Here is a 24197-nt window from a genome sequence, read left to right as displayed (position 1 = left end):
TGATGCCGTATGCGGCAAAAGTTCCTTACCGAGTGGTACGAAACGATTCGAGTCCGGCCCTAGACTGAAACCCAGCCCCAGCGTCGGGCATCACTCACGAGCAAAGGTGGGATCGCAATGAAGCGACCGAATCTCAAGGTCGAGGCGGCGGGACAGCCGCAGACGTGGATGGGCGTCAACTTCTGGTCGCGCGCCGGCGGGCCGCTCATGTGGCGGCACTACGACGGCGAGATCGTGAGCCAAGAACTGGACCAGATGCGCGAGCATGGCATGACCGTGACGCGCTCGTTCCTGTACTGGCCGGACTTCCACCCGGAGCCGGATCGCCTCGACGAGGAGATGCTGAGGCGGTACCGCGACTTCCTAGACCGCCACCAGGCACTCGGCATGCAGACCATCCCCACCTTCCTCGTGGGCCACATGTCTGGCCAGAACTGGGACCCGGTGTGGCGGGACGGCCGCGACCTGTTCGACGACGTGTGGTTCGTGGCGCGACAGGCCTGGTACGTGCGCGAGATCACGGCTCGCTTCAAGGACCACCCGGCGATCGCTGGCTGGCTGCTCACGAACGAGGTGCCCATCTATGGCGCGTGGCGCTCTCGCGGCAACAGCGACCTCGATCCTGATGTGATCATTTCGTGGTCTCAGCTGTTGATCGACGCGGTGCGCGCGGGCGGTGGCACGCAGCCGGTGTCCGTTGGCGAGGGTGCGTGGGGCGTGGAGATCACGGGCCGCGACAACGGCTTCCGCGTGCGCGACATCGCGGCTTTGGTCGATTTCCTCGGCCCGCATGTGTACCGCATGGAGACGGATCAATCGCGGCAGTTCCTTGGTGCCGCTTTCATCTGCGAAATGCTGCACCGCTCCGGCAAGCCCGTGGTGATGGAGGAGTTTGGGCTCACCTCCGACTACACCTCGGACGAAAACGCCGCGCATTACTACCGCCAACTGCTGCACCACACTCTGCTCGCGGGCTCAACGGGCTGGCTCGCGTGGAACAACGCCGACTACGACGACCTCTACGCGCAGGCGCCCTACACGCACCGGCCGTTCGAGCAGCACTTTGGCCTCATCGACCGCCACCTGCAGCCCAAACCGCAGGCGCTCGAGATGCGCGACTTCCGGGCGCTGCTGGATCGCATCGACGGCGCTCAGCTCACGCGCCCGGACTCCCAGATCGCGTTTGTGGTCACGGCGTACCTCGACAACCAGTACCCCTTCACTGACGTTTCTGACGGCCCGACGGCTGCGGCCACTTTGATGCAGGCGTACGTTTCCGCTCGGCACGCTGGGTTGCCGGTTGGGTTTATCCGGGAGGCCGACGGGGTCTCGTGGAAGCCGGGCACGGTCCGCGACCTCGACGCCGGAGTGCAGCACCGGTACGCGAGTGCCGACGAGCCGATGGACGTTGGCGCCGGGCTGCCCGATGACGCGACGCTGTACCTCATCCCGTCCACCAAGCACCTGACGTCACCGACGTGGGTGCGGCTTGGTGAGCTGGCAGCGGCCGGCAAGACCATCTACGCCTCGTACTTCCTCGGGACGCACTCCAACCAGCGTGGCCCGTGGTGGCCCACGATGCATGAGCTGTTTGGGGTCAAAAAGCTGACCCGGTACGGCCTCGTGGACGTGATCGAGGATGACACTGTCGAGTTCACCTTCACGCAGGACTTCGGTGGCATCGCCGCCGGTACGACGCTGTCGTGGCGTGCCGCAGGCACCGAGAACTCGCGCGCGTATTTGCCCGTGGAGCTCGATGGTGCCGAGGTCGTAGCGGTGGACGCGCACGGGCGGCCGGCCCTGCTGCGCCACCACCTCGGCGAGGGCCAGACCATCCTGTGCACCTACCCCATCGAGCACATGGCAGCGGTGTCCGCAGCGGTGAACCCTGACTCGACGGCGGTGCTCTACGCGGCGCTCGCGGCCGAGGCCGACGTGCTCCCGGACCTGCGCGTGGACTCCACCGACGTGGTGCTCGGCGAGATGGAGCACGCCGATGGGGCGCGCTATGTGTGGCTCATCAACATGACCGACGAGGAAACCACGGCGACCCCAGCGGGAGCCAGCCTTGTCACGCTAGACGGCGACAGCGTCGGACAGGTGACGTTGGCGCCGTTTGGGGTGGAGGTGCTCAAGCGGGCCTAGCCGTCATCCTGGGCGACGTCGCAGGACCTCTACGCCACCGGCGTCCAGGCCACGCACCACTCCTCGTCGTAGCTGATGGGGTCGTCGAAGCACGCCGCGAAAGGTTCGTCTGCGCCATCAACCCAGTACGTGACCCAATTGCTCTCGCCGTTGCCCCACTCGTTGGTGTCGATGGCGGGCATCACGGACGGTACGGCAGGGATCTGCCTGTCTTTGACGTCCAGTTCGTGGCTACTGCCGACTTCCCACGTGACGGAGCGGGTGTCGACGCGGTAGGTGCCGTCCGCCAGCCCGTCCCATGCGGAGAGCCGCGCAGCCGCGCTCGCGCTTCGTTGGTCGATGTTCTCGAAGGTGTCGCAGTTCTCACCGCCCTCGCTGAAGTGGTCGCACAGCGTCACCTCGCCGTTCTCGCCAGCCTCGATCGTGGTGTTGTTGCCCTCGTAGAGCAGGTCCGCGGGGGTTCCGGGTGTGTAGCCGAAGAATTCCTGCGCGGCCTCGTCCGCGCTGATCCAGACGTCGGTTACGACGCCGTTCTGGACCAGCACGGTCGACGCGTCGGAGTACTCCGTCGCCGGGTCCACGAACGTGTACGTGCCGGTCACATAGTCGAGCTCCCCGGCGCGCGTGAGAGCCACTCCAAGTGCAAGCACCAGCGCTGCTCCCAGCGCGACCATGCCGGCCACCCCGCCGTACCGGTTCCCCATGGTCAGAACCTAGCGCAGCAGGTGCCGCGTGCGCCCAACCCAGCCCCGCCGTCGGCCCTCCACCTGCAAGCTCTCCAACAACGACACGCGCGACGCGCCGGTTGGAGGACCTCCGGGGCTGCGACACGCCGGGCGACACGCCGAAGCCTTGTTGGAGGGCTTGCAGGCGGGTACTGCGACGCACGGATGCTGCGGCTTCGTGCAGCATGACGGCGCTAGCGCTCGCGGTTCACTCGTGCGGCGTCCCAGACGGGCTCGGCGCTCTCGGTGATGCGGCCGTCTTCGCCGAAGACGAGGAAGCGATCGAAGCCGGCGGCGAACCAGCGGTCGTGGGTGACTGCGATGACGGCGCCCTCGAAGGCGGAGAGCGCGGACTCGAGCGATTCGGCGGATTCGAGGTCGAGGTTGTCCGTTGGCTCGTCGAGCAGCAGCATCGTGGCGCCGCCTAGCTCAAGGAGCAGCACCTGGAAGCGCGCCTGCTGGCCGCCGGAAAGTCGATCGAAGGGCTGCGCGGACGAAGCGCCAAGACCGTAGCGATCCAGCACTGACTCCGCTGCCGAGCGCGCCAAACCCGGCCGGTGGTCATCGCCGCGGTGCAGGATCTCCACGAGCGCACGGCCGGTCCACTCCGGATGCGCGTGGGTCTGCGCGAACCAGCCGGGCCGCACGCGGGCGCCAAGCCGCACCGAACCGGTGTGTGCCACGGGCTCCGGCACCACGTCCCCGGCCGGAAGGTGTTCGTCGTCAGGATCGGAGCCTCCCGCGGCCAAGAGCCGTAAGAAGTGAGACTTCCCTGATCCGTTGGAGCCCAACAGTGCTACGCGATCCCCAAACCAAATCTCCGTGGAGAACGGCTTCATGAGTCCCGTGAGCTCGAGGTCCTCGATGACCACCGCCCGCTTCGCCGTCCGTCCGCCGGCGAGGCGCATGTTGACGGACTGCGGCAGCGGCACGGGCTCCGGTTTTCCCGCCTCCTCGAACTTACGCAGCTTGGTCTGGGCGGCGGCATACCGAGAGGCGAGGTCGGGACTGATCTTGGCGCGCTCCTGCATGGTGCGCACGACTTCCTTGATGCGCTCGTGCTCCTCGTCCCAGCGGCGAAGGTCCTCGGCGAGGCGCTCGTTCCGGGCCTCGCGCGCCTCGCGATACGTGCGCCACGGTCCCGCGTGCACCCACAGCGTGGAGCCCGTCGCGTGACGCTCGAGCGTGGCGATGCGGGTGGCCGCGCGGTTGAGTAGTTCGCGGTCATGGCTCACCAGCAGGATCGCCTTTCGCGACGCAATGAGCTGCTCCTCAAGCCATCGTTTACCAGGCACGTCGAGGTAGTTGTCCGGCTCGTCGAGGATGAGCACCTCGTCGTCGCCAAGCAGCAGCGCCTCAAGAGCAAGGCGCTTCTGTTCTCCCCCAGACAGCGTGGTGACCAAGCGGTCGCGCGCCCGGTCAAAGGGAATCGCAAGAGCCGCAACCGTGCACACGTCCCAGAGCGTCTCGAGCTCGTAGCCACCCTCGTCGCCCCACGCGATCACGGCGTCGGCGTATGCCATCTGGTCCTTCTCGGTGCCGGTATCGTACATGCGCGCCTCAGCGGCAGCCACCCGGGCGGCGAGCGCCTGATGCTTGGGAGCCGCCAACGACAGCAGCAGGTCGCCCACGGTGGAGGCGTCGCGAACGGACCCAATGAACTGCCGCATCACGCCAAGCCGCCCGGTGACCGCACATGTGCCCTCATCGGCGGCGACATCCCCCGTGATGATCCGCGTCAGCGTGGTCTTTCCCGCGCCATTAGGCCCCACGAGCGCCACCACGTCCCCGGCTCCCACCTTGAGCGTGACGTCGCGAAGCAACACGTGCCCGTCCGCGAGGGTGAACGTGAGATCGGTCAGTTGCAGGTGGCCCACCGGGGAAGTGTAGTTCGCACTCCCGCGCGCGCGGCGGAGTCGGTAGGGTGACCCGCATGGGATGGAGGGATCTCTTCGGCAAGCGCGCCGAATCCACTGAGGACCTGATCGCGCAGGCGGAATCCGCGCGCCCATCCAGCGATCCCACGGCCCAGATCCCCCGCCTCGTCGCAGAGGGCGAGAAGATCGAGGCCATCAAGCTCTATCGCGAGCACTACGGCACGAGCCTTGCCGATGCCAAGGAGGCCATCGATGCCATGGCCCGTGGCGAGAGCCCGGCGAACCAACCAGAGCCCCTTGCCCCAGCGTCGGGCAGCGAGGACGAGGTGCGCGCGCTCGTGGCGAAGGGCGAACTCATCGACGCGATCAAGCTGTATCGCGAACTGCACGGCGTGGGCCTCAAGGAGGCTAAGGATGCCGTGGACGCGATGCGCGGGTAGCGTCGGAGACGCCGGAACCTAGGAGGCCCCATGCCCAAGCACGCAGCAACCTGGTTTGAGATTCCCGTCACCGATATGGACCGCGCGGTCGCGTTCTACGAGGCGATCCTCGAGGCTTCGCTCACGCGCATGACGGTCGGTACCGAGGTGGCGACCCTGCCGTCCGACGACGACGGCGTTGGCGGCGCTCTCTCGCTCGACGGTCGCAAGCCGAGCCAAGAGGGCTCGCTTGTGTACTTGAGTGTGGAGGACATCTCCGCGGTGCTGGCACGGGTGCCGGGCGCGGGCGGCGAGGTGGTGCTCGAGCGCACGGAGATCGGCAACGACTACGGCTTCTACGGCTACCTGATCGACTCTGAGGGCAACAAGGTGGGCCTCTTCGAGGACGTCTAGCGGGCCCCGAGGAAGCGAAACGGCCCCGCCGGATCTCCCTTGATCCAGCGGGGCCCGTCACTTCGCGCCGCTACCCTGCCAGGCTGCTGCGGCACCCTCAGTGGGTTACTTCCCTCAGTACGTCAAAGTCTTCCGGCCCGACGCTGTGGCTGGCAATGGCGTGCGGGTCACGGTTTGGCTACGGTCAGGTCACGGACGCTTGGCCGGCCAATCGCGCGCGAGGAGGCCCCAGAGTGCGTCATCGGTCACGGTGTCACCCACCCAATACGACTCGCGCTTGGTGCCCTCGCGCGTGAAGCCGAGGCGTTCGAGCACGCGGTTCGAGGCGATGTTGTCGGGGTGAGTCGACGCCTCGATGCGGTGCAGGTGAAGGTCGTCGACGAGGTGATCGATGAAGGCCGCCGTTGCCTCCGTGGCATAGCCGTGGCCGCGTGCCCACGGGTGCAACGTGTAGCCCACTTCGGCGGTGTGGCCGTGATCTGCCAGGTAGAACGCTAGGTCGCCTGCCACCTTGCCGGTGGCGGTCTCGACTATCGCGAGCTGGTGCCACTCGCCAGGTGTCGCCCACAGATGTTTGGTGACGTCCTCGATGAGCGCCACCGCCTTGCCAAGCGAATAGGGGACCGTCCACGCCTGATATTGAGCCGTGCTGGGGTCGGAACGGCGCTCGGCGAGGTCCGCGGCGTCGTCGAGGGTGAGTGCTCGCAGCGTGAGCCGCGCCGTATCGCGAGGGCCGAAGGGCATGAGGTCACGCTACTCGGGCGGGACTTTTGGGTATTTACGCAAGGGGGGTCTTTCCTATTAGGATTCACGTGCACCCCCCAAGGAAGGAAATAACGTGAAGACCTCACGCCTGGCAGGACTTGCGATTGTCGCCGTGGCAGCGATGACTCTCGCCGCATGCTCGAGCGACGCCGAGCCCAGCGAGACCGCTGGAGGCACGTCGCCCACATCTGACGCGCCCGCGGCCGAGTTCCCCATCACGATCGAGCACGCTTACGGCGAGACGGTCATCGAGACGAAGCCAGAGCGCGTTGCCACCGTTGCGTGGTCCAACGGCGAGGTGCCGCTCGCACTCGGCGTCGTTCCCGTAGGAATGGCCGCTCAGGATTGGGGTGACGACAACGGCAACGGCATCATGCCGTGGGTAGAGGAGCAGCTCACCGAACTGGGTGCCGAGGCCCCTACGCTCTTTGACGAGACCGACGGCATCGACTTCGAGGCAGTCGCCGCAACCGAGCCCGACCTCATCCTCGCCACCTACTCCGGCCTCACGCAGGAGGAGTACGACACTCTCTCGCAGATCGCCCCCACCGTCGCGTACCCCGAGTTCGCGTGGGGCACCACGTGGCAGGACCAGATCCTCATCTCCTCGAAGGCACTTGGCCTCGCGAGCGAGGGAGAGGCTCTCGTTGACGAGCTCAACGGCGTCATCGCTGACTCGCTGGCCACGCACCAGGAGCTCGTTGGCACCAAGACGCTGTTCTCGTGGGTAACCCCCGCGGACCCCAGCACCATCGGGTTCTACACCCTCACCGACACCCGCCCTGGCTTCCTCGACTCTGTTGGCATCCCCGCCCCGCAGGTGGTCGTGGACACCACCGCCGCTGACCCCACCCAGTTCTACTCGCAGATCAGCGCGGAGGACGCGGACCAGGTGGCAGACGCGGGCCTCATCATCACGTACGGCGACGACTCGACGCTTGCGGGCCTGCAGGCAGACCCGATCCTCGGCACCATTCCGGCGATCAAGGATGGTCACGTTGCGGTTCTCGCGGACTCGACTCCGCTCGCTGCATCAGCGAACCCATCTCCGCTGTCGATTGAGTGGGGCATCGACGACTACTTCGCGTTGCTCGCAGCACCGCTCAAGTAGTGACACTCGCCTCACCCATAGCACCCGCGCCGGACGCCGCACATTCGCGGCGTCCGGCCGCGGTGCGTTGGGCTTGGCTATTTGCCTCGCTAGCCCTGCTGGTGGTGCTCATCCTCGCCTCGGTAGCCTTTGGCGCCCGCGAGGTCACGTTTGACGACATCATCGCTGGTATCACAGGTCAGGCGGAGTCTCTTTCCGCTCTCGCCGTGCAGCAGCGCGTGCCGCGTACGGTGCTCGCGATCTTGGTTGGCGCCGCGCTTGCCGTTGCGGGCGCCACGATGCAGGGCATCACGCGCAACCCCCTTGCCGATCCCGGCATCTTGGGCATTTCCCCTGGCGCTTCTCTTGCCGTCGTGATTGGCATCGCCTACGTGGGCCTGTACAACCCGTGGGCGTACATCGCGTTCGCCACGGTCGGCGCCGCAGTTGCCGCAGTCTTTGTGTACTTTGTCGGTTCGCTTGGGCGCGGCGGTGCAACTCCCCTCAAACTGGCGCTTTCTGGAGCGGCCGCCACGGCCGCTTTCCTGTCGCTGACCTCGGCGATCATGCTTCCGCGCGTAGACCAACTCAACAACTTCCGGCTGTGGCAAGTGGGCGGCGTCGGCGGCGTTGGTTGGGACCAGATTGCCGTAGTGACTCCCGTGCTGATCGCTGGCGGTGCCCTGTGCTTTGCGATGGCTCGCGGCATGAACATGCTCGCGCTTGGTGACGATCTCGCTGCTGGCCTCGGCGAGCGCGTGGGGCGTACGCGGCTGCTGTGTGGCATCGGCGCCGTGATCCTTTGCGGCGCCGCTACCGCGGTTGCGGGCCCCATCGCCTTCGTCGGCCTTGTCATCCCCCACCTATGCCGGCTCCTCGTGGGCGCGGACTACCGGTGGATCCTGCTGTTCAGCGTGGTGCTTGGCGCCTCCCTCATCGTGGGTGCGGACGTTGTTGGCCGCATCATTACTCGCCCGCAAGAGGTCGAGGTGGGCATCATCACCGCTCTCATCGGTGCCCCATTCTTTGTGTGGATCGTGCGGCGCACCAAGGTGCGTGACCTATGACCGCAGAAGCAATCGCACACTCTCGCCGCTCCCGCGCGCTGCGGCGGGCGTGGGTGCTCGTCGCCCTCGCGACCATCGTCGTCGTCTTGTTCTTCGCCGCGGTGATGGTGGGTGACAAGTTCTATGGGCTCGGCACCGTGTGGGGGGTCATCACGGGCCAAGACGTAGGCGGTGCCCAGTTCATCGTTGGCAAGCTGCGACTGCCGAGGGCCGCGCTCGGCGTACTAGCTGGCGCCGCGTTTGGCGTGGCGGGAGTGACGTTCCAGACGATGCTCCGCAACCCCCTCGCCTCACCAGACATCATCGGCATCGATGCCGGTGCGGCAACGGCCGCGGTGGCTGCAATCGTGGTGTTCCGGATGTCGGGCACCGAGGTGTCGATCGTGGCTCTCGTGGCCGCTCTCGTGACCGCCGCCACGATCTACGCGCTGTCCATCAAGTCCGGATTCCGGGGCACACGGCTCATCCTCATCGGTATCGGCATCGCCGCGTTCCTCGACTCCATTACGTCGTATCTCCTCAGCAGGGCGGCGCAATGGGATCTGCAGGCCGCAATGCGGTGGCTCACGGGCAGCCTCAATAACGTGAGCTGGGACGAGGTGCGCCCCGTGGCGCTCGCGATGCTCGTCATCCTCCCGGTGCTGCTGCTCTTGTCGCGCGACCTGGGCCTGCTTCGCATGGGTGACGACGCGGCCGCCGCGCTAGGCGTGCGCGTCAACCTCACACGAATCGTGCTCATCGTTGGCGCGGTGGCCCTGCTTGCGTTCGCCACGGCGGCCTGCGGCCCCATCGCGTTCGTCGCCTTTATGGCAGGCCCCATCGCCTCGCGAATCGTGGGCCCTGGCGGCTCACTCATCCTGCCCGCGGCCCTCGTTGGAGCGATGCTGGTGGTGGCCGCGGACATGATTGGCCAGCATCTGTTTGACCACCGGTACCCGGTGGGCATCGTCACCGGCGTGCTCGGCGCCCCCTTCTTGCTGTACCTGCTCATCAGAAACAACCGTTCGGGAGGCTCGATATGACCGAGTCCAGGGCCCTTGTCGCGGAGGGCATCACGCTCGCCTACGGCGACCGCACCGTCGTGGAACACCTTGACCTCACGCTCGCGCCTGGGCGCATCACCGCAATTGTGGGGGCCAATGGCTGCGGGAAGTCCACCCTCTTGCGCTCATTGGCGCGCCTCTTGCCACCACGAGAGGGCCGCGTGCTGCTCGACGGCAAGGCGCTCAACACGATGGCCCCCAAAGCAGTCGCGCGAGTGCTCGGTCTGCTCCCACAGAGTCCCATCGCTCCCGAGGGCATCCTCGTTGCCGACCTCGTTGGGCGCGGCCGCAACCCGCACCAGAAGCTCCTCGCGAGTTGGAACAAGGAAGACTACAAGGCCGTCGCGGATGCGCTCGAGGCCACCGGCATCGCGGACCTCGCGGAGCGCCCCGTCGACGAGCTCTCTGGAGGTCAGCGCCAGCGCGTGTGGGTGGCAATGGCCCTGGCGCAGGATCCGGACATCCTGCTGCTCGACGAGCCCACCACCTTCCTCGACGTCACCCACCAGGTGGAGGTTCTCGACCTCTTGCATGACCTCAACATTCGCCGCGGAACTACCGTGGCGATGGTCCTCCACGATCTCAACCTCGCCGCACGGTACGCGGACGAGCTTGTCGCGGTTCACGAGGGCAAGGTCTACGCGCAGGGTCCGCCAACCGAGGTCGTCACCGAGGAGCTGGTGCTCGCGGTCTTCGGCCTCGACAGCAGCGTGATTCTCGACCCGGTCTCAAAGACCCCCCTCGTCATCCCCATTGGCCGCCACCGCGTGGGCTAATTACGCAAGTCTCGGTTTGCAAAAACCGGGTACGATGGACGCCGTCCCCAGAACGAAAGGCTTGTCTTGGAGAGCATCTACGGCACCACGGTGACCGCCCGTCAACAGGTCACCCCGCAAATGGTGCGGCTCACCCTGAAGTTCGACGAAGGTACCGAGTGGACCACCACGGGCCTTGGGGACGAGTTCATCCATATCGACGTCAACGCTGAGACGCTCGACGCCGACGGCCACTCCGAGCGCCACTACACCGTGAGCGGCCTCGTCGAAGGCGGCATTGAGGTGGAGGTGTTCCTGCACGGCCACGGGCCTGGCGCCACGTGGGGCCGTGAGGCCGCCATCGGCGACGCCGTGAAGATTTCCGACCCCTTCGGCTACTACAAGGTCCCGGCCGACGCTGGGTTGCGTGTTCTTGTAGGTGACCTCACCGCTCTGCCCGCCGTGGCACGCATCCTCGCGGAGGCGAGCGCGGATGAGCGCTTCCACGTGGTGGTGGAGTTGCCGTCGCTGAGCGAGACTCGCGACCTCCCCACCGCCGCCACCGCAACTGTCGACTGGCGCGTAGGCGGCAACGGCATCGGCCCGTCGCTGCTGCCCGACATCGTTCGTGAGCTCAGCGACAACGGCACCGTGGATCCCGCGGGTGACGAGTACCTGTGGATCGCGGGCGAGTCCAAGGTGACGCGCAAGGTTCGCACGCAGCTGCGCCACGAGGTCAAGCTCCCCATCACCCGTCAGCGCATCGTGGGTTATTGGCACGCGAATGCGGAGCAGGTGCAAGAGGCCTGGGACGCGCTCAGCGACGACCTCAAGGCCCAGTACATGGCGATCTGGCGAGAGGATCGCACCGACGAGGAGAACTGGCTCGAGCTCGAGCCGTTCCTGCAGTCCGTGGGCCACTAACCCCAGCAGCGGCTAGGCCGCGCCGGCCACCCCTAGGTCCACGAGGGCCTTCCAGCCCGACGCTCGGTACGGCCCTTCCTCGAGCGTCGCCATCATCACGGCATAGACGAGCGCCTCGGCGCGCACGCGCGGAGCGGTGGGGTCGGCGGGGCCACCAGCCTCCCGATACGCAGAGACGCACACGTCAAACAACTCAGAACCGAGCAGATACCAGGCCTGACCCAGGTCAGTCGCGGGATCGCCCGCGCCGGAGTCCCCCAATCGAGGATTCCCGCGAGCTGGCCGTCCCTACTGAGCACGTTGTTGCCGTGCAGGTCCAGGTGGCACCACGTCAAGAAGGGGCGAGGGTCCGCGTTGGCAACCGCGTCAAGAGCAGCCTCCCGATCCACAGAGAACTCGCCGCGCCCATCAAGCATTGCGACTCGGGTGTCGAAACGCGCGGCCCTATTGGCGAGCGGGTACCCCCGCCACTCGTTGTTGGGAGCACCGTCAGGCGCCGGAATGTGCACCTGGGCGAGGGCCGCACCCAAGCCGGCCGCGCCGTCGGGCCCAAGGGGTGCCTCAAGCGCGACCGTGCCCTCGATCCACGGCACGATGCTCCACCGCCACGGATAGCCAAGACCGGGCTCGCCGATCGCCACAGGGAGAGGCGCCGCGAAGCTCCAGTTGCGGCCCACTCGGGGCAGCCAGTCCAGTTCCGAGGTGGAGATGTTGGCGGCCATCTGATGCCGAGGCACGCGAACGGAGTGGTGCCCGCCAAGCCGGTAGACGACGTTGTCCCAGCCCTCGTTGAGGAAGGTGAGCGGCCCTGCAAGTTCAGGGAACTGGGCTTCTATGAGCGCGGCGACGAGCTCCGCCGAGATGTCGGCCTCTGCAGGGGGCGCACCCGTGCCGATGGTGCCGGTCACGCCGGCCACTCACCCGTGAGCACCCACTCCAAGGCAGGCGGGAAGGGGCCGTGGCCGTCGTCCGCGTTGATGTGGCCCTCACCGGGCAGCACGTGCACTTCGCGCGCACGGCCGCCATCCAGCCAGTTGAGAGGCGTGTTGCGGTAGCGATCGCGCTCGCGGGCAACGAGCGTGACGCCGGTCGTTTCGAGAAAGTCCGGGCCCAGCGCGCCAGCGAAGGGCGCGATGACCCCGTCCAACCGATCCCGGGACGGCGGCGCCACCATCAGCACCCGCTCACCGCTCGTGAGCCCGCGATGCACAAGGTGCGACCACAACACCCCGCCGAGCGAGTGCGTCACCACCATCCTGTCCCCATCGCCGAGCATCGCCAGCTCGTCGGTGGCCACCGAGATCCAGTCGGCGAGCACGGGGTGATCCGGCGCGGGCAACTGCGGGTATTGCACCGGAACCTGCCGCTGCCGCAGCTCCTCCGCTAGCCACCACAGCCAGTGATCGCGCGAGCGGTGGTGCTGGAATCCGTGCAGGATCAGTACGCGCGGCGTGGCCATGCGCCCATTATGGTGGCGGGATGTTCGTCCGTCCCGCGACCTTCGCCGACGCCGCTGGCCTGGCTCGCGTCCACGTGGCCGCCTGGAGATCGGCGTATGTGGGCGTCATGCCCGACGCTTACCTGGCCGAGCTCGACGAGGCTCGCTTTGAGCGGGGCTGGGTTCGTGCGCTCGAGGAGGCGGTCTCGACGGTGCTCGTGGGGGCGGTTGACGACGCTGTCCAGGGATTCGCGACGTTCGGTGCCGCTCGCGATGAGGGTCCCGCTGCGTCCCGCCAGCTGTATGCGTTCAACCTGCACCCGATCGCGTTCGGGTCAGGGCTCGCGGTGGCGTTGCACCAAGAGGTGATCGCTGCGTTGCGGGATGCGGGGCACGAGAGCGCGTACCTGTGGGTCGCGGAGCTCAACCCGCGGGCGCGGCGCTTCTATGAGCGGGAGGGCTGGGAACCGGACGGGGCTAGCCACATGGAGGAGTTTGGGGGAGCTCCGCTGACCGAGACCAGATACATAAGGGGGATTTCGTGACCGACCACACGCCCGACGACCAACGCCGCAACCACACGATCGACTACTTCAGGGGCCTGCTGCCGCTGATTCCGGCTGGCGCAAGCACCGCGCTCGACATTGGCTGTGGCGAGGGTTTCGCAGCGAGGGCGCTCGCGGCACGCGGGGTCGAGGTCACGGCCATAGACCTGGATGCCCCAAGTCTTGCGCTCGCCCGTGAGCAGGACACTGCGGGCATCACCTACGTCGAAGCCGACTTCATGACCGCGGACCTCCCCGGCGGCTACGACGTCATCACGATGCTCGCGGTGTTGCATCACTTGCCGGTGGAGGAGGCGCTCGCACGGGCGAAGTCGCTGCTTGCTCCCGGCGGCGTGTTGCTCGTGGTGGGGCTCGCGGCGTCGGAGCTACCGAAGGACGGGTTCCGGGAGCTCGCTGCCGTGGTGGCCCATCAGGCGGGGCGCCTCACCCACAAGCAGTGGGAGCAGCCGAGCCCAACCGTGTGGCCCCCGCCGGTCACGTACTCGCAGGTTAAGGACGCCGCAGCGAGCATCCTGCCTGGTAGTTCATTCAAGCGGCGTGTGAAGTGGCGATACACGCTCACGTGGGTGAAACCGACAGTCTGATGCTGCGACTGCGCGCAGCATGACAGAACCTCTATAGCGAAGCCGCCATGCGCGCCACGGCCTCGCCGAGGATCGCGGGCGACGTCGCGATGTTGATGCGCACGTGCCCCGCGCCTCCCGTGCCAAACGTGTGACCGGGGTTGAAGGCCACACGGCCTCGCTCCAAGAACACGCGAGCCGGATCGTCTCCCAGCTCAAGCCCGCGGCAGTCCACCCATGTCAGGTAGGTGGCGGCGGGGACGTGATAGCGAACCTCTGGCAGCCGTTCGGCGAGGAGCGCCCCGAGCAGGCGACGGTTGGCATCCAAGCCGGCCAGAGCGTCGGCCAGCCAATCCCTGCCCTGCGAGTAGGCGACCGTCTGCGCCACGGTGCCCCAATACGTGGGGCCGTGGTGCTTGCCGGCGTCGTAGCGCGCCAAAGCCGCCCCAGCGTCGGGCCCAAAGGTCAGCAGCGCCGCGGGAATCGCGGCGAGCGACCACCCCTTGGAGGCGGCGTGCACGGCGATGCCGCGCGGGTCAACGGCGAGGTAGGGGACGAACGTGGACTCGGCGTAGACCAGAGGCGCGTGGATCTCGTCGGAGACCACCTGCACGCCATGCTGCGAGGCGAGCGAGGCGACGGCCTCGAGCTCCGCGCGGGTATGCACGGTGCCTCCGGGGTTGTGGGGGTTGCACAGCAAGAAGCCCTGCGCGCCGGCGAAGGCGGCCTCGAGGCCGTCGAGGTCGAGGCGCAAGTCCTCCGTGAGGGGCACCTCCACCACGGTGAGGCCAGCCTGGCCCAGGTACGAATAGAAGGGCGGATACACGGGGGAGGTGACCACCACGGTGCCGCCTGGGCCAACGGCCTCCACGAGCGCATCGGTATAGCCGGCGATGACGGAGGCCACCTCGCGGGTGCGCGCAACTGAAGGATCCCATCCCCACGTGTCCGTGGCGAAGGAAGCAAAGGCCTCGCGATACGGGGTGTCGCCCGGGTAGCCGGCGTCGCCGGTCTCTACCAGGCGGTTCAGCGCCTCGGCGATGGGAGCGGCGAGCTCGACGTCCATCTCAGCCACCCACAGCGGCAGCACATCCTGGGGGTAGTGACGCCACTTGGCGCTGCGGCGGGCGCGCAACTGTTCCAGCGTGAGCGCCTCGAAGGGATTGGGGCGCTCGGTCATGGGAAGAGCCTAGACGGTGGGGATGCCCCTGGCAGGCGTCTCGTCGCCGAGGTCGTCACGCGTGAGTTCGCGGGCATCGGAGAACGCGTAGTCATGCCACGTAGCAAAGCGCTCCGGAGTCACCACTTGGTGGGAGTTTCGCGACGGGTAGTCGCCATCAACCTCGTGAGCGCGCGGCATGGCCATGATCAAGCGTCCTTTCGGGCGGCGCGGGTAGCGGCGCTCGGTGTTGGGGTGCGCGGCCCTGCTTTTGGCGGGGCGTGCGGCAGCCACTCGATGGAGTGGGATACACACGATTTTAGCCGAGCGGCCGCGTTCCGGCGCGGCGAGAGCGTGTGACCTGGGTCACTGTCCCATCTGTGCCAAGAGGGCGTCGAGGCGAGACGAGGCCTCCCTCAAGCGTTCGGTGCCGCCGAGCGCCATGTAGGTGCCAAGGGCCTCGTCGGACTCGAACTCATAGGTGCTCACCACGACGGTTCCCGCGTCGCGCGCGGCGAAGTCTTGCGTGAGCCGAATGGTGGACTCGGGGAACAGCTCGCTCACGATCGAGATGACGAGCTGACGCTCCGGCTCCACCGTCTCGACCTTGCCGTAGAACGAGAACTGGTTGCCTTGGGGGTCTCGCTGGAGGATGCGCCAGGCGCCACCCTCAGCCGTGGTGATGTCCACCTCGACGTTCTCGTAGTCGGTTGGCGCCCACCACTGTTGAACGTAGAGACCCTCCGTCTGGGCGAGCCACACGCGCGCGAGCGGATACGGCATGAGTTCTGTGACCGTCAGGCACGCGGGATCGTGCGTGGCCTCGAACGAGATCTTGATCACGCGCTCTCCCCTGCGGCTCGGACTCTCGATGTCATGGCAAGCCTGGTCTGGTGTGGGCCAAAGGTCAAGGAACGCGCCGAGTGGAGCGCAGGCTCACCACTGTTGTCACGGCCAAGGTCACGAGGATGAAGCCAAGGGAGAACAGCGTCGGGATGGTGGGAACAGAGGGCCACACGCCGTGCGCCCAGTGCAGCACCAGCTTGACGCCGATGAAGCCCAGAATCACCGAGAGCCCAAAGCCCAAGTACACGAGCTTGGACAGCGCGCTTTCGAGGACAAAGTAGAGCGCGCGCAGTCCCAGCAGGGCAAAGGCGTTGGTGACGAACACGAGGTACGGGTCCGCGGTGATGCCGTAAACGGCGGGCACGGAGTCGATCGCGAAGACGATGTCCGTGCCGATGATGGTGGCCATCACCAGGCCAAGCGGCGTGAGCGCGCGCCTACCGGCTTCTTTCCACGTGATCTTGGTGCCGTGGTACTCGCCCGTCACGGGCCAGAAACGGCGAATGAGGCGCACCACCATGAGGCTGTTGACGTCGACGTGGGCGTCCTCCTCCTTGCGCGCGTCTCGGTACACCTTGACCGCCGTGAAGAGCAGAATGATGCCGAATACTAGGAATGTCGCGGCAAACTGGGCGATGAGCGCCGCGCCAAGCCAGATGAACAGTCCGCGCAGCACGAGCGCGCCAGCGACGCCGACGAGCAGTACCCGCTGCTGTAGCGCTCGCGGCACCGCGAAGGACGCGAGGATCACGATGAATACAAAGAGGTTATCTACGGACAGGCTCTTCTCGACGAGATAGCCCGTGTAGTACTTCACCCCGGTGTCCGAGCCGTGCTCGCTCCACACCCACACGCCAAAGATCAGCGGCAGCGCGATGTAGAAGATAGACCAGCCAACGGCCTCCTTCATCGACACCTCATGTGGCTTGCGCGTGACGATGAAGTCGAACGCGAGCAGAACCAGCACGCCCGCGAGCGTGATGGCCCACAAGGTGGGGGTGCCGATGGTGGTGAGTTCGTTCACGCGGGGTCTCCTCAGATATCGAATCTGAGGTCTCCTTCACCGCCTCGTGAGGCGGCGCCCGTCCGGGAGGCGCGTGCCTCGTGATGACCGGAGCGGAACTTGGGAAGTACTCCCCTCGGCGGCAATGCTACATGGTGCCGTTTTGCTCGCTACACCGCATTGACGGCCCGACGCTTACACCAGTAGCGCTCGGAAGGCGGCCGCCGCTGTGGCTGGGGCCTGCGGGTGGAGAGCGAGGAAGAGGCTGGGCTCGGTGAGTTCCAGTTCGAGCACCACGGGGCCGTTATCGCTTGGCAGGAGGTCCACGCGCGTGTAGGCGAGATCGGGCAGTTCAGCGACGATGCGTTCGGCGAGTTCGAGCTCCTCTGGTGTGGCCTCGGTGGGCACGACCTTCTCGTCCGCGTAGAGGCCCGTGCTCCATGACATGTCGCGAGAGAGGATCGCGGCCTTGCGCGCGGCGTGCGAGAAGCGCCCGCCGAGGAAGATGAGTGCGGTCTCGCCCTGCTCGTCCACCGCCTTCTGGTACGGCTGAATCATGACGGTTGCCCCATCGTTGTGGAGCGCAGCGGCGTGGGCTCGCGCCTCCTCCGGCTGCCCATCGAAGAGCTTGGCGCCCTTGGAGCCAGCCCCCACCGAAGGCTTGACGACAACGTGGCCGGCCACAGCGTCGGGCGTTATTTCCTCACCGGGTGCTACGAAAGTTGTAGACACGATGGGGATGCCGCGCTCAGCGAGGTCCGCGAGGTAGCGCTTGTCCGTGTTCCACTCCACGATCTCCACGGGATTGACCAGGCGCGTCACCTGCGAGACGCGGGTAGCCCAGGCGAGAAACTCGCTCAAGTGCTCGGTGTAGTTCCAGGTAGAACGCAGAATCACCAGTTCGTAGGCCGCCCAATCGGTGTCTGGATCATCCCAGTAGGCGATCTGAGCCTCAGGGAGCAGAGGGAGCAGCAGCTCTTCGTCGACGTCCGGGGTGTCGAGGTGGCGCGTGGAGACAAGGGCAATACGGGCGGGCATGGCTCACAGACTATCCGCGCCAGTTGGACACATCGCCGCGGATTCTTGGCGGATTCTCAGCGAATTGCCAGGATGGGCGCGTTAGGTTGTTCCTAGACGCCGCCTTGGCCGCAGACGCGAGCTCATCACCCCCCCGAGTGGGTTCGCCCGGACAAGGCGGCGTCATCTGCTCTCCGGACCTCGCCGGGAGTTGGTTGTTGGCGGGCCGTCACGCCTCGAGGTTCGGCACCGTGACCGAGGCCACCTCGCCATAGCCCCCCGACGCAATGAACTCCGCGTGGGCGCGGTACATCACGGCATCTCGCTGGCGGTCGGCGTTGTCCTGTTGCTCGCACCACTCGACCATCGCGATGAGGCGCTCCACCGCGTAACCGAGCGCGTCCGCGCGTCCATACGTGAACTTCTCGTCGCCGTAGCCGTACGCCGTTAGGAACCGGTCGAGGCGGTCAAGGCGACGTTTGAGGAGTGTCCGGTCAGCGTCGGGCGTCAGCGGCACGTACCGGTACGCCGTGTAGGCCATGTCCCACAGGCGCGGCCCCGGGTAGCAGAGGTCAAAGTCGATGGCACCCATAAAGCGGCCGTTGTCGAAGACGTGGTTGTAGGGCGCGAAGTCGACGTGACAGATCACCTCGTCGGGGAGTTTGCCCGGCCAGAACCACACATCCTTGGTGTTGCGGGGGAACGTGACGGTGGCGTCGTGCCACTCGCGGAGCTTCCGCGCGACCTCCTCGACCACAACCCCGGGATAGCCGTCGTGTGGGTCCTCGTGCGAGACGCCGCCGGGGATGAACTTCCACAGATCCGTGCCGGACTTGGTCACCCCGAGCGGTTCTGCTGGCCACAGCACGCCTTGGTCTCGCACGTGCTTCACGAGGCGCTGCACGGTGCGACTCTGCGGTTGCGACTGCTTGTGGACCACGTCGCCAAAGCGGGTGGCGCCTCCCATATTCCCGCCGTCGAGCGCGACGCCGTTGCTCGCGGGAGCTGCCTCACTGCTGCGCCCACGCAGCGCCGAGCGAAGTTTCGTGAAGGGGTTCGCGGCCATGCGGGTCAGGGTAGCGGGCGAAGTGAGTAGTCTGCCCCCGCACAAAGAAGTATCGGCGCCGGCGCCCCTGGGGGAGGGATAGGAGCGCCAGCGCCGAACAGGGGGCGGCTCAGGTGATCAAGTCCCCGGATGACCACCTGAGCCACGTTCTGTGGAGGTCGGCGCCTTTGCCGACCTTGTGTCCACGCATGACGCTACGGGCTGTTCGGGTCGCGGCTGAGGGACCTTGGTCCCGTGATTTCCGGGGTCGTGAGCTTTCGCCTCGAGGGTGTCGGTGGGGCCGTCCACGGCGGTTCCGCGTGGTGCACCACTGGACGACGACCCGTGGGCAGGCTTTCGCTACGCCCCTACTGCGAGTGGGGGGCGTGCGGGGCGGGGTTGTTGTCGAGGGTGGCGTTGTCGCGGGGGCGCGGTTGCTTTCTCCCAGGAGCGGCCGGGCTCGCGGATTTCGACGCGATCTTGGTAGATGCGCAGGTCCCAGTGTTGTTCGTGGAGGCGGTGGTGGCAGCCGGTGCACAAGCTGACGGCGTTGAGGATGTTGGTGGGTCCGTCGTCGGCCCAGAAGCGTATGTGGTGGCCGTGACAGAACGCGGGGGGTGCGGTGCAGCGCACGCAGCCTTGGTCGCGTTCGGTAATGGCGACTTTTTGCCATTTGGTGAACAGGCGTTTGGTGTCGCCAAGGTCTAGGGGCAGGGACGCGCCTCCCATCATCTCAGGGAGGATCTGGGCGTCAACGGCCATGAGGCGTGCCGCACCGGGGGAGATGGGTTGCAGGATGCCGTCAACGGAGCAAAACCGAGCCTGCGCGGTGAGTGGCGCGTTGTTCTGGTCGATGAGCCCTAGTTCACGCAGGTCGTCGACGAGGACGTCATGGTCGATGCGCACTACCACTGTGGTCTTGGGCTTGCGGGGGACGTGGGTGCATCCCAACGCGTGCAATGCGACATCCGCGAGGGCATCGGCGCAAAGCGCCCCCGCTGACACGCGCTCTCCCTTGGGCAGTTTCCTTTGGCGTCGCATGGCCGCCGAGCTCATGCCATCCAGGAGCGCCTTGATGGGTGCGGCGGTGGCGACGTCGAGCAGCCCGTAGATGCGCACCTTGCCGTCCGCTTGGTCGGTGATAGACACGAACCGTTCTTGACGGTGTCGCGCCTCACGAGCGGCGAGGCCAGCCGGATCCAATTCGCCAAGTCGCCAGAAGCAATGCTTCATAAGTTTGCGATTCCCCACGTGTGGTGCGAGTTCAACGAACTCGCGTTCTGCGTCACGCGAGTCGATGGTGAAGTCCGCAAGCGTGGCACGGATGACGTCGCCCTTGTCCGGACCAATCTGCCCCGAATCCAACGCCCGAGCGAGCAACTCTCCTGAAGCGACCTCGCGCGGCCGCGGCACCAACCGTGGAGGTGCGGGGGTGAGCGGTTCGTAGGGGACGTCGTCCCACGCAATGGTTGGTGGCGCGCCTGCGGAGGACTCCGACGCCGCTACCCCGGCCGCCGCCCGCTCAGCCGCCTCCCGCTCAGCCGCCGCCCGCTCAGCCGCCGCCCGCTCAGCCGCCTCCCGAGCCTCCCGCTCGGCCCGCTCCGCCGCGGCATCGGCCGCAAGTAGCCCGCGCCCCATCGTCACTAGCCGGTTCGCCTCACCCAAGCTCAACCCAGCCACACGCGAAAGGAGGGCGGGCCGGAAGCCGCGCCATGCCGTCGGGCATACCCTTCCGTTCCCGGCGACTGCTCACACACGTCATCCACACGCGCCGCGAACCGGGCCACCACCGCCTGCAAAGCATGGATCGCGGCCGCCCCAGCCTCCGCCGCGGCGAGCGCGTCATCCGCGCCCATGCGCGCCACATCCGCGCCATCCCAGGCCGCCACAGCAGCAAGATGCTCGCGTACGGAACGCGTGGAAGAGGTCATGACTCAAGCACACCACGAGGGTCTGACATTGACCCCAAACCAGCACAAATGGACATGGCTCAAGACAATCAGAAGGGTCTGACATGGCGATTGCGCGCAACGGCCGTACATTCATCCCAACCGATCACGACCACGTGACGTCTTGATAGGCATGACAAGTCCGCAGCACAGGGGGTGTGCGTGAGCGAGTGGGAAGCCGTGGCGTGCTCCCTTATGGAGCAGCGGTATCGCGCTCTCGTGGGATACGCGCGCATGGTCGCGGGACCGGATAGTGCGGAGGACCTAGTCCAGGACGCCCTCGTCAAGACCTTCTCGCGCCCGCGCGGGCTCGCGAACGTCACGGTCGCGGAAGCGTACGTGCGCCGCGCCATCGTCACCGGCTTCCTTGACTCGGCGCGCAAGACCAAGCGCGCGCCTCGAGCGAACGCGGACGCGCTCCACGCGCTCGCGACCGACAGCCACGCGGACGCCGTCACGAACGCCACCACCCTGGAGGCGGCCCTTTCTGCCCTCACTGCCCGCGAGCGCGTGTGCGTGGCCCTCCGCTACCTCGAGGGCCTGTCGGTGGCGGACACCGCTCGCACGCTTGGGCTCGCGGAGGGCTCGGTGAAGCGCTATGTCGCCGACGGCATCGCCAAACTCAATCGCCTGCTGGGCACGGACGCTGTCGTCGATGAGACGGACTACGTGCAGGTAGTGAAGGGAGGATCGCGATGACGTCACTCGATGACCTCTTTGCGGCGGGCTTGGCTCGCCAGTCCGACGCTGTGGCTGAGCCGGATTTCGTGGCCCTGGAAAGCACGGTGCTGGGTAAGGCGCGGAGCAAGCAACGCACGCGGGTCGCGGTGAACGTGGCCGCCACCGTCGTGGCTTCGGCGGTGGTCGCGTCGGTGGCGTGGGCAAGTACGCACACGGTGGTCACGCCTTCAGAATCCACGCCCACACCCTCCGAGGACATCGTGGGTGCGCTGCCAGAGCCAACTCTCAATCCGGTGTGGGATGACGGCCTGTATCCCGTGAACCAACCCCTTCCCCAGGCGTTCGCGGAGACGGTGGATCTGTCGTCGTTGACTCTCGCCGAGCGGCCCGGGCCAAGTTATCCCGCTGCATACGAGATCGCGGATCGCGTCTGGGACGACGTCCGCGGCGGCTGGTCGATGCAGACGTGGCGGGGACCCGCGGATACCGACCCCGTGATGCTTTACCTCGTGAGCCCATCTGGCACATTCTTCAAAGTGCGCCAGTTGGACGATTTCGAAGGCGGTGAGCACTGGTACGTGCAGAGTTGGAGCGCGCACCCCGCACGCGCCACGCTCCAAGGGTACGAGTCCAACACGGAGAATCAAGTGCGCTTGTTGGTGGACCTGCGCACCGGGCGCGTGCTCCGTGCACACGCCGACACGGGGCCCAACCAAGGTTCAGACGACACGGTTCTCGCGGGCGGTTTCTCCGAGGGCCGCTCACTTCAGGTGGAGTTTGAACGAGATCGCGGGTACAGCGTGCAAGATCTGGGCCTCGAGGGCGTGCGCGACGTCAGGGTGCGAATCGTGAGCCCGGACGGCTCGTCAACCACCGTGCCAGGCATTCCCCAGTTCACGTCGTTGCCTGCGGTCACGTCCGCCGGGGCAGACGGCCGGTACGCCGTGATCTTCTCCAGCGCCGACGACGAACTGGCGGTGATCGACCTCGACACCGCAACCGCGACGGTCGTCATCCCATCTCTTGGCGTCAATGAAGGATGCACGGCCTATGGGGTCCTTGATGCCCATACCGTTGCCGCGCACTGCTTCGTCGGTGACACGCCAAGCGACGTCACGTTCAGCCTTGAGACTGGCGAGCTGCTCACGGAGGAACTCGCCAGCGGACGAGACCTCCAGGGCATCGACGTAGGCGTCATGCCTATGGTGGACACGGCCACGGACACAGAGATCGACATCATGCGCGCCCCTGAACTCATGTGGGATCCGGCCGTGGCCCCCATCGGTGGGGATCAGTTCGCGATTGACGCGGCACGCAGGCTGCTCGTGTTCGACCGAGCCTCAGGAGAGTCGTACGTGGTGGTCGGTGATCTCATGGCGGACTCCCGCACTTCACCTGGCATCCTGTCCATCGCAGTGCTACCCGACAGAACAGCGGGAGAGCGAGCTCCCCTCGTGTTGGGAGAGAACTCGTGGTACTAAGGGCATCGATCGCCGAGGTGCCCCATCGCCGCTACCTGGCGTGGGGGTGGCTACTTGGCTTGCCCGCAGTGTTGGCGTTCGCGGTGGGTTCTGTCGGGTGGACCACGAGCGACCACGCGTCTGCGCCAAGCCCCTCGCCGTCGGCCAGCGCCGTTCAAGGGAGCCCCGGCCTCATACGGGGCTTCCCCGACGCCCCCCGCATGACCTCCGCGCTGTGGGGCCAAGTTGACGCGTCCTGGGATCTGCTCGCGGCGTCTGCGAGTAGCGCAGTTGCCCCGCAGAGCAAGACCGCGCTTGCCGTGTACGTGAGCGCTCCGGGCGGCGAGCGACATTTGGCCTTCGCAAGTGACGGGTTGCCGGACGGCCCACTAGACGTCATCGCCTGGGATCCGGAAGCCAGGACAGCGTTGGTGGCCACGGGGGATAGCTCGTTCCGGGTGGCGAACATGCAGACGGGCACGTACACCGAACTTGCGTCGCCCATTGATGGACCCGTGGAGAACGTGTATCCGCTTGGCCGGGCGTCGGACGGCCGCACCTACCTCCGGTTCATGATGGGGGAACAGAGTGGGGGTTCCATTGCGATCGTTGCGTGGGACGGCCGTAGTTGGGGGTCTCTTGACGAACCACCGATCGGCTTTGCCAACCGCTTGGCCGGCGACGTGGCCATAGGCCACGATGACCGCGAGCTGGTCACGTACAACGTGGTGACGCGCCAGAAGTCGGGGCCGCTTCCCGGGCTTGCCGACTGCTACTTCCAGTCCTGGGCAACGGACACGGATTTCTCGGCACTCTGCACGCCTCAGTCGCAAGACGACCGTCCAAACGCCGTGTCTGCGAGTATCCAACAAGGCAAAGTCAGCGACCTCGGGACCGCCATCACTGGTTCCGTCGAGTGGTCTGACGTCCCGACGAACTGGACAGGCACGCCTGTGGTGGTGCAACTCGAAGGCGAGCACATCCTCGTCTCGGTGCGCACGGAGCAAGGCCTTCACCCGGCAGGCACGATGGACCGCGCTTACGCCCCCGTGATCGTGACGCGCGCCGCGGACTCGCGTTGGCTCCTCATCGCGTCGTCCGATCTCCCTTACCTGCTCGATGCCGAGCGCGGCACGCTGCTGGATCTCAGTGAGGGCTTCACGTTCATTCCGGAGTCCTACGCCTTCCTCCCAGGCACCCGCGACTAGATTCGCCCCAACCGATTCGCGCGAACCCTCGTTCTATA

General features: G+C 66.6%; 26 protein-coding genes. 13 read left to right on the top strand and 13 right to left on the bottom strand.

The genetic code is table 11. The features are described 5' to 3' along the window. Positions 1-117: 117 nt before the first annotated feature. Positions 118-2145: a cellulase family glycosylhydrolase gene (locus tag QM618_RS08055; protein WP_428096696.1), complete on the top strand. Its 2028-nt coding sequence runs from the start codon at positions 118-120 to the stop codon at positions 2143-2145. Between the two features lie 29 nt (positions 2146-2174). Here the strand turns inward: QM618_RS08055 and QM618_RS08050 are convergent, their stop codons facing one another. Both QM618_RS08050 and QM618_RS08045 read right to left on the bottom strand, forming a co-directional pair. Further along, entirely contained in the window at positions 2175-2849 is a 675-nt protein-coding gene (locus tag QM618_RS08050; RefSeq protein WP_428096693.1) for a hypothetical protein, read from the bottom strand. A gap of 215 nt (positions 2850-3064) precedes the next feature. Next, positions 3065-4747 (bottom strand): ABC-F family ATP-binding cassette domain-containing protein, encoded by a 1683-nt coding sequence (locus tag QM618_RS08045; protein WP_428096690.1) that lies wholly within the window; start codon positions 4745-4747, stop codon positions 3065-3067. Between the two features lie 56 nt (positions 4748-4803). On the opposite strand from QM618_RS08045, the gene QM618_RS08040 reads away from it, so the two are divergent. Both QM618_RS08040 and QM618_RS08035 read left to right on the top strand, forming a co-directional pair. Next, a complete protein-coding gene (locus QM618_RS08040; protein ID WP_428096687.1) occupies positions 4804-5187 on the top strand; it encodes a hypothetical protein in 384 nt (127 codons plus the stop codon). A 30-nt stretch (positions 5188-5217) separates the two neighbouring features. Further along, positions 5218-5580 (top strand): VOC family protein, encoded by a 363-nt coding sequence (locus QM618_RS08035; RefSeq protein ID WP_428096684.1) that lies wholly within the window; start codon positions 5218-5220, stop codon positions 5578-5580. 189 nt (positions 5581-5769) lie between these two features. Here the strand turns inward: QM618_RS08035 and QM618_RS08030 are convergent, their stop codons facing one another. Beyond that, positions 5770-6324 (bottom strand): GNAT family N-acetyltransferase, encoded by a 555-nt coding sequence (locus QM618_RS08030; protein WP_428096681.1) that lies wholly within the window; start codon positions 6322-6324, stop codon positions 5770-5772. A gap of 94 nt (positions 6325-6418) precedes the next feature. Between QM618_RS08030 and QM618_RS08025 the strand changes: the two genes are divergently transcribed. The 5 genes from QM618_RS08025 (at position 6419) to QM618_RS08005 (ending at position 11224) form a co-directional block, all read left to right on the top strand. Next, complete coding sequence (locus QM618_RS08025) at positions 6419-7456, top strand: iron-siderophore ABC transporter substrate-binding protein (protein WP_428096677.1); 1038 nt, start codon at positions 6419-6421, stop codon at positions 7454-7456. Further along, positions 7456-8502, top strand: a complete 1047-nt coding sequence (locus QM618_RS08020) for a FecCD family ABC transporter permease (RefSeq protein WP_428096672.1) — start codon at positions 7456-7458, stop codon at positions 8500-8502. Before QM618_RS08025 ends, QM618_RS08020 begins: the two co-directional genes overlap by 1 nt. Then, entirely contained in the window at positions 8499-9524 is a 1026-nt protein-coding gene (locus QM618_RS08015; protein WP_428096669.1) for a FecCD family ABC transporter permease, read from the top strand. Before QM618_RS08020 ends, QM618_RS08015 begins: the two co-directional genes overlap by 4 nt. Further along, positions 9521-10321, top strand: coding sequence for an ABC transporter ATP-binding protein (locus tag QM618_RS08010; protein WP_428096663.1), 801 nt, complete (start codon positions 9521-9523; stop codon positions 10319-10321). Before QM618_RS08015 ends, QM618_RS08010 begins: the two co-directional genes overlap by 4 nt. A gap of 66 nt (positions 10322-10387) precedes the next feature. Continuing rightward, complete coding sequence (locus tag QM618_RS08005) at positions 10388-11224, top strand: siderophore-interacting protein (protein WP_428096659.1); 837 nt, start codon at positions 10388-10390, stop codon at positions 11222-11224. Positions 11225-11319: 95 nt separating this feature from the next. On the opposite strand, the gene QM618_RS08000 is transcribed toward QM618_RS08005, so the two are convergent. Then, on the bottom strand, positions 11320-12132 hold the full coding sequence (locus tag QM618_RS08000) for a phosphotransferase (RefSeq protein WP_428096656.1): 813 nt from the start codon (positions 12130-12132) through the stop codon (positions 11320-11322). Further along, positions 12129-12683, bottom strand: coding sequence for an RBBP9/YdeN family alpha/beta hydrolase (locus QM618_RS07995; RefSeq protein ID WP_428096652.1), 555 nt, complete (start codon positions 12681-12683; stop codon positions 12129-12131). Before QM618_RS07995 ends, QM618_RS08000 begins: the two co-directional genes overlap by 4 nt. 20 nt (positions 12684-12703) lie before the next feature. Here QM618_RS07995 and QM618_RS07990 point away from each other — a divergent pair, with 20 nt between their 5' ends. Both QM618_RS07990 and QM618_RS07985 read left to right on the top strand, forming a co-directional pair. Then, entirely contained in the window at positions 12704-13207 is a 504-nt protein-coding gene (locus QM618_RS07990; protein WP_428096649.1) for an N-acetyltransferase family protein, read from the top strand. After that, entirely contained in the window at positions 13204-13812 is a 609-nt protein-coding gene (locus QM618_RS07985; RefSeq protein WP_428096646.1) for a class I SAM-dependent methyltransferase, read from the top strand. Before QM618_RS07990 ends, QM618_RS07985 begins: the two co-directional genes overlap by 4 nt. 31 nt (positions 13813-13843) lie before the next feature. Here the strand turns inward: QM618_RS07985 and QM618_RS07980 are convergent, their stop codons facing one another. The 8 genes from QM618_RS07980 to QM618_RS07945 form a co-directional block, all read right to left on the bottom strand. Continuing rightward, the gene (locus QM618_RS07980) at positions 13844-14971 is read right to left on the bottom strand and encodes a MalY/PatB family protein (RefSeq protein ID WP_428096643.1); all 1128 of its coding nucleotides are present in this window, start codon (positions 14969-14971) and stop codon (positions 13844-13846) included. A 9-nt stretch (positions 14972-14980) separates the two neighbouring features. Next, entirely contained in the window at positions 14981-15157 is a 177-nt protein-coding gene (locus QM618_RS07975; RefSeq protein ID WP_428096640.1) for a hypothetical protein, read from the bottom strand. A 159-nt stretch (positions 15158-15316) separates the two neighbouring features. Further along, positions 15317-15793, bottom strand: a complete 477-nt coding sequence (locus tag QM618_RS07970; RefSeq protein ID WP_428096636.1) for an SRPBCC family protein — start codon at positions 15791-15793, stop codon at positions 15317-15319. 64 nt (positions 15794-15857) lie between these two features. Then, positions 15858-16820, bottom strand: coding sequence for a TerC/Alx family metal homeostasis membrane protein (locus QM618_RS07965; protein WP_428096631.1), 963 nt, complete (start codon positions 16818-16820; stop codon positions 15858-15860). Between the two features lie 174 nt (positions 16821-16994). Next, positions 16995-17837, bottom strand: a complete 843-nt coding sequence (locus QM618_RS07960) for an ATP-grasp domain-containing protein (RefSeq protein ID WP_428096627.1) — start codon at positions 17835-17837, stop codon at positions 16995-16997. 208 nt (positions 17838-18045) lie between these two features. Next, positions 18046-18882, bottom strand: coding sequence for a phosphotransferase (locus tag QM618_RS07955; protein ID WP_428096623.1), 837 nt, complete (start codon positions 18880-18882; stop codon positions 18046-18048). A gap of 339 nt (positions 18883-19221) precedes the next feature. Further along, entirely contained in the window at positions 19222-20541 is a 1320-nt protein-coding gene (locus QM618_RS07950; RefSeq protein ID WP_428096620.1) for an HNH endonuclease, read from the bottom strand. Next, positions 20529-20792, bottom strand: coding sequence for a hypothetical protein (locus tag QM618_RS07945; protein ID WP_428096617.1), 264 nt, complete (start codon positions 20790-20792; stop codon positions 20529-20531). Before QM618_RS07945 ends, QM618_RS07950 begins: the two co-directional genes overlap by 13 nt. 180 nt (positions 20793-20972) lie before the next feature. Between QM618_RS07945 and QM618_RS07940 the strand changes: the two genes are divergently transcribed. The 3 genes from QM618_RS07940 to QM618_RS07930 are packed head-to-tail and all read left to right on the top strand — an operon-like array spanning position 20973 to position 24159. Continuing rightward, on the top strand, positions 20973-21509 hold the full coding sequence (locus tag QM618_RS07940) for a sigma-70 family RNA polymerase sigma factor (RefSeq protein WP_428096614.1): 537 nt from the start codon (positions 20973-20975) through the stop codon (positions 21507-21509). Continuing rightward, positions 21506-22972: a hypothetical protein gene (locus QM618_RS07935; protein WP_428096611.1), complete on the top strand. Its 1467-nt coding sequence runs from the start codon at positions 21506-21508 to the stop codon at positions 22970-22972. The genes QM618_RS07940 and QM618_RS07935 overlap by 4 nt, the downstream gene beginning before the upstream one ends. After that, a complete protein-coding gene (locus tag QM618_RS07930) occupies positions 22963-24159 on the top strand; it encodes a hypothetical protein (RefSeq protein WP_428096608.1) in 1197 nt (398 codons plus the stop codon). Before QM618_RS07935 ends, QM618_RS07930 begins: the two co-directional genes overlap by 10 nt. The last annotated feature ends 38 nt before the right edge of the window (positions 24160-24197 follow it).

Source organism: Demequina sp., from assembly GCF_049841215.1.
Classification (GTDB): domain Bacteria; phylum Actinomycetota; class Actinomycetes; order Actinomycetales; family Demequinaceae; genus Demequina.
This window is presented reverse-complemented; position numbering and strand designations above follow the sequence as displayed.